Below are 5221 nucleotides of genomic sequence, written 5' to 3'. Positions count from 1 at the left end.
GTCCGGATTCACCGTTCCCGCGCCGGGCGGGGAGGACGGGGAGGACGGGGTTCCCCTCCCGGCGATGCTCGCGCCGGGCAGCGGGCCGATGCCCCGCCTGGTGGTCCTGGTGGACGACTCGGAGAGCCTGTGGGCGCCCGCGGCGGGCGACCCGGGCCGGCCGGCGGCGGGGTCGATGGTTCGGATACTGGAGGCGGTCGCGGCCTCCGGTGCCCGGCTGGGCGTGCATCTGATCCGGGCGGGCGGGCCGAGCACGGCGCCCGGTGCCCGGGTGCGGCTGGTGGGTTCCCCCGCCGGGCGGGGAGAGGTGCTGCGGACCGGGGCGGAGCCGGTGGCGCTCCAGGTGGCCCGGGTGACCGGTCGCATCCCCCGCACCTCGACGCTGCGCCCCACCGTGGTGCCGCTGGACTGGACCCGGGCGGGGGACCCGCCGACCCGGCGTCCGGTGCGGGAGTTGGGGAACGGCCCCACCGACGCGGCGCTGTTGGCGAGCGCCGCCGCGCGGGCGGGAAGGACGATGCACGCCGCCTCCCCGGTGTGAGGCGCGCGTTCCGTCCCGCGCCGGACCTCCGGGTCCCGCCCGCGCCGAGGGGCCCGGACCCGGGCCGGCGGAACCGTCGGCTCCGCCGGGTCACTTCGACCCCATAATCCGATCTTCCGATAACAGCCCTGTCACGAACCGGAGTTGGGAGCGTTTACCTCCTTGTGACGGGGGACGTCGCGGCGTAGGACCTGTGAACGAACGGGACATGCGACGCGGCGGTCCCGACCCCCGGGTCGATCCGTCGCGTCCCGGCGAGAAGGCGATGAGATGCGCTTGACAGGGCGACGGATGAGAACGGGAACCACCGGGGTCGGCACCGGCCGACGAAGGGGCGTGGGGCGCACGGCGGGAGTCGTCGCGGTGGCCACCGCCCTGGCCCTGACCACGGCGTGTGGCGGTGACAACGGTGACGACGGGAACAACGGCGGCGGTGGGGACGGCGGTGACAACGGCGGGAGCGTCGAGTCCTCGATCGAACTGCCCGACCTGAGCGGTGAGCGCCTGGAGATCGCGGCGGTGTGGACCGGCGCGGAGCAGGCCAACTTCATGTCCGCGGTCGCCGAGTTCGAGAGTCGAACGGGCGCCGAGGTGAGCTTCGTCCCCTCGGGCGACAACGTGGCCACCTTCGTGGGGCAGAAGATCGCGGGTGGCGCGGCGCCGGACATCGTGGTGCTGCCGCAGGTCGGCGTGTTGCACGAGTTCGCGGAGCAGGGCTGGGCGGCCCCCGTGGACGACGCCGTCATGGAACAGCTGAACGCCAACTACGCCGCCGGGTGGCGGGATCTGGGCGCCCATGACGGCGAGCAGTACGGCGTCTACGTCAAAGCCGCGAACAAGTCACTGATCTGGTACAACACCACCGCCTTCGAGAACGCCGGGGTCTCCGAGCCGGAGACCTGGGATGAGTTCATCGAGGTGGCGCGGACCATCTCCGACTCCGGCACCCCGCCGGTCTCGGTGGCCGGGAGCGACGGCTGGACGCTCACCGACTGGTTCGAGAACATCTACCTCTCGCAGGCCGGTCCGGAGATGTACGACCAACTGGCCGCCCACGAGATTCCGTGGACCGACGAGAGCGTCACCGAGGCGCTGACCACCCTGGCCGACCTGTTCGGCTCCGATCAACTGTTGGCCGGAGGCCCGGACGGCGCCCTGCGCACCGACTTCCCGACCTCCGTCACGCAGACCTTCGCCGACCTGGAGAACCCGGCGGCGGGCATGGTCTACGAGGGCGACTTCGTGGCCTCGGTGATCGCCGACGGCACCGACGCCGTGGTCGGCGAGGACGCGCTGGTCTTCCCCTTCCCCGCGGTGGGCGGTGAGCCGCCGGTGGTCAGCGGCGGTGACGTCGCGGTCGCGCTGGCCCCCGACGGCGAGGCGAGCGAGGCGCAGATGGCGCTGCTGGCCTGGTTCGCCTCGGCCGACGCGGCCCGCATCTGGGCCGAGGGCGGCGGCTTCCTGTCCCCCAACCGCGAACTGGACACCTCCGCCTACCCGGACGACGTGCAGCGGGACATCGCGGAGGCGCTGATCGCCGCGGGCGACGACTTCCGTTTCGACCTCTCCGACCAGGCTCCGGCGGCGTTCGGCGGCACCACCGGTCAGGGCATGTGGCAGGCCCTGCAGGACTTCCTGCGCGACCCCGAGGACATCTCCGGGGTCCAGGAGTACCTGGAGAGCGAGGCGGCGCGGGCCTACGGGGACTGAGCCCCGACGCCCGCCCCGACGAAGGGGCCGGGGAGCGCGTCCCGGTGCGGACGGCTCCCCGGCCCCGGTCGGTCGGGGCGGGCCCCGACGGACTCCCGGCGCCCCCTCACCGGCGCGGCCCCGGGACCGTCCGCCCGATCCGCCCCGGCACCCCGGGGGACGACCCGGGGGCCTGGAACCGATGGACCCGACATCCGATGGACGGAGTGACGGATGGCTGATGGCCGACCGGCGGTGATACGCGCCCGCCCATGGGCCGTGGCGTGCTTCCTGCTGCCCGCCCTGCTGCTGCTGGGGGCCCTGGTGGTGTATCCCATCGGGTACTCCCTGTGGCGCAGCCTCTTCGACGCGCCCGGTACCGGCTTCGTGGGGCTGGACAACTACCGGGAGATGTTCGCCAACCCCGCCATCCGGCGGGCCCTGCAGAACAACCTGATCTGGATCCTGGTGGCGCCGGCCCTGGCGACCGCGCTGGGTCTGATCTTCGCGGTGCTGACCGAGCGGATCCGCTGGTCCACCGCCTTCAAACTGGTGATCTTCATGCCGATGGCCATCTCCATGCTGGCCGCCGGCATCATCTTCCGCCTGGTGTACGAGGCGGACCCGGACCGGGGCGTGGCCAACGCCATCCTGGTCTCGGTGAACGACACCTTCTCCGAGGGCGCGCCCTGGCCCGACGCCCGGCCCCGGCCCGACAGCGGGCTGGAGCCGGGACCGGAGGAGAGCCTGGTGGCCACCGAGCCCGCCGCCGTCGGTGAACCGGCGCTGCTGCCGCTGGTCGGCGTGGCACCGCCGCGGGTGGCGGACGCCGGGCAGGCGGTGGAGCCGGAGCCCGCCCCCGACGCGGTGGTCGGGGTGGTGTGGCTGGACTTCGCCCCGGGTGGGGGCGGCGACCCGGGGGTGGTCGACGAGAACGAGCGCGGCCTGCCGGGAATGGTCGTGGAGGCGGTGCGCGACGGCACGGTGATCGCCACCGCCACGGCCGGCGCCGACGGGACCTTCTCGCTGCCGGCCGAGGCGGACGGGGCCGAACTGCGACTGGCGGCGAGCAACTTCGCCGCCTCGTTCAACGGCGTGGACTGGTTGGGTCCGACCCTGGTGACCCCGGCCATCATCGGCAGCTACGTGTGGATGTGGGCGGGCTTCGCGATGGTCCTGATCGCGGCCGGCCTGGCCGGGGTGCCGCGCGAGATGTTGGAGGCCGCCCGGGTGGACGGAGCCAACGAATGGCAGGTGTTCCGGCGGATCACCGTCCCGCTGCTGGCTCCGGTGCTGGCGGTGGTGCTGGTGACCTTGATGATCAACGTGCTGAAGATCTTCGACCTGGTGCTGATCATCGCGCCGGGCTCCACCCAACCGGACGCCAACGTGCTGGCGCTGCAACTGTACTTCTCCTCCTTCGGGACCAGCCCCAACCAGGGCCTGGGCAGCGCCATCGCGGTCTTCCTGCTGCTGTTGGTGGTGCCGGTGATGATCTTCAACATCCGACGACTGCGACAGGAGCGCAAGGGATGAGGCGGGAAGCGCACGCCCCCGGTCGACCGGTCCCGGGTCCCGCCGCGTCGCCGGCCCCGGCGGTCCGGGACCGGTGCGGAGGGTCGGCCCGGTGCGGGGAAGCACCCCGGGGACAGGAGGAATCACGATGAGCACGCCCCACATCCCCCCCTCCTCCGCGGATTCCGGTCGGGGTGACGGCTCGGACGCCGACACCCCGGGGGCCCTGTCCCCGGTCCGACCCGAACCGCCGCGTCATCCGCGGGCCGACGGATCGGGCCGACCGGCGGGACCGGCCGGCCGGGGCAAGGAGCGCTCCGTCGCCTCCCGCCTGGCCTCGGCGACCGCCGGTGGCGCCGCCCAGGTGGTCCTGATCCTGTTCGGCCTGCTGTGGCTGCTGCCGACCGCGGGATTGTTCGTGTCCTCCTTCCGCGATGCGCGGGACATCTCCGCCGGCGGGTGGTGGACGGCCCTGACGGACGCCTCGCAGTGGTCGGTGCAGAACTACTCGAACCTGCTGGGGAAGTCCGCCTTCACCGATTCCATCTGGACGACGGTGGCGATCACGCTGCCCTCCACGGTGTTGGTGGTGGTGGTCGGGGCGATGGCCGCCTACGCCTTCGCCTGGCTGGACTTCCCCGGTCGGGACTGGTGGTTCCTGCTGGTGGTGGCTCTGCTGGTGGTGCCGATCCAGGTGGCCCTGATCCCGGTGGCGCGGTTGTTCAACGTGCTGGGCATCTTCGAGACGATCCCCGGCGTGGTGCTCTTCCACGCGGCCTTCGGGTTGCCGTTCGCGATCTTCCTGCTGCGGAACTTCTTCGCGGAGATCCCCCGCGAACTGTTGGAGGCGGCGCGCCTGGACGGAGCGGGCGAGGTGCGGCTGTTCACCCGGGTGGTGCTGCCGTTGGGAGGCCCGGCGATCGCGGCGCTGGCGATCTTCCAGTTCATGTGGGTGTGGAACGACCTGCTGGTGGCGCTGATCTTCGCCTCCTCGAGCAACCCGCCGATGACGGTGGCGCTGCAGCAGGAGATGCGACAGTTCGGCGCGAACATCGACGTGCTGGCGCCGGGTGCCTTCATCTCGATGCTGGTGCCGCTGGCGATCTTCTTCGCCTTCCAGCGTCAATTCGTGGCCGGTGTGATGGCCGGTTCCGTGAAGTGAGTTCCGTGAGGTGAGTTCTATGAGGTGAGGGGCGGCCGGCACATCCGTGTCGACGCCGGCCCCCGCGCGTTCGCCTCACCGAGTGGCGCGCGGGGGCTTTTCCGCGCTCATCCGAAGGGATGAGTTACGCACCGCTCCCGGGAGCGGTCGCACATCTGTCGAGCGGCCCCGGTTCCGGGGGCGGGGTTCAGGCCCCCGGAACCGGGGTCCCCTCGGTCTCGACCCGCGACACCCGGTCCTTCCGCAGTTCGAAGGCCCACCGACCGGTCACCGGCTCGGCTCCCTCCCCCGCCCGGAACCGGGCGGTCACCGCG

General features: G+C 72.4%; 3 protein-coding genes and 1 pseudogene. All 4 read left to right on the top strand.

The window, feature by feature from the left end; genetic code table 11:
* Positions 1-541 (top strand): annotated as a pseudogene (locus FNQ90_RS11875) (cell division protein FtsK); the annotation flags it as partial.
* A gap of 291 nt (positions 542-832) precedes the next feature.
* Entirely contained in the window at positions 833-2251 is a 1419-nt protein-coding gene (locus FNQ90_RS11870) for an ABC transporter substrate-binding protein (protein ID WP_182606343.1), read from the top strand.
* Positions 2252-2464: 213 nt separating this feature from the next.
* The gene (locus FNQ90_RS11865) at positions 2465-3766 is read left to right on the top strand and encodes an ABC transporter permease subunit (protein ID WP_182606342.1); all 1302 of its coding nucleotides are present in this window, start codon (positions 2465-2467) and stop codon (positions 3764-3766) included.
* Positions 3767-3893: 127 nt separating this feature from the next.
* Positions 3894-4907 (top strand): carbohydrate ABC transporter permease, encoded by a 1014-nt coding sequence (locus tag FNQ90_RS11860; protein WP_182606341.1) that lies wholly within the window; start codon positions 3894-3896, stop codon positions 4905-4907.
* The last annotated feature ends 314 nt before the right edge of the window (positions 4908-5221 follow it).

Source organism: Streptomyces alkaliphilus (assembly GCF_014141535.1).
GTDB classification, from domain to species: domain Bacteria; phylum Actinomycetota; class Actinomycetes; order Streptomycetales; family Streptomycetaceae; genus Streptomyces; species Streptomyces alkaliphilus.
Note: the sequence above shows the minus strand (reverse complement) of the source record. Positions and strands in the feature narration are given on the sequence as shown.

Excerpts from the sequence above, each read along its gene's own strand:
- FNQ90_RS11860 (WP_182606341.1), top strand. The coding sequence starts at position 3,894 with ATGAGCACGCCCCACATCCCCCCCTCCTCCGCGGATTCCGGTCGGGGT.
- FNQ90_RS11865 (WP_182606342.1), top strand. The coding sequence starts at position 2,465 with ATGGCTGATGGCCGACCGGCGGTGATACGCGCCCGCCCATGGGCCGTG.
- FNQ90_RS11870 (WP_182606343.1), top strand. The coding sequence starts at position 833 with ATGAGAACGGGAACCACCGGGGTCGGCACCGGCCGACGAAGGGGCGTG.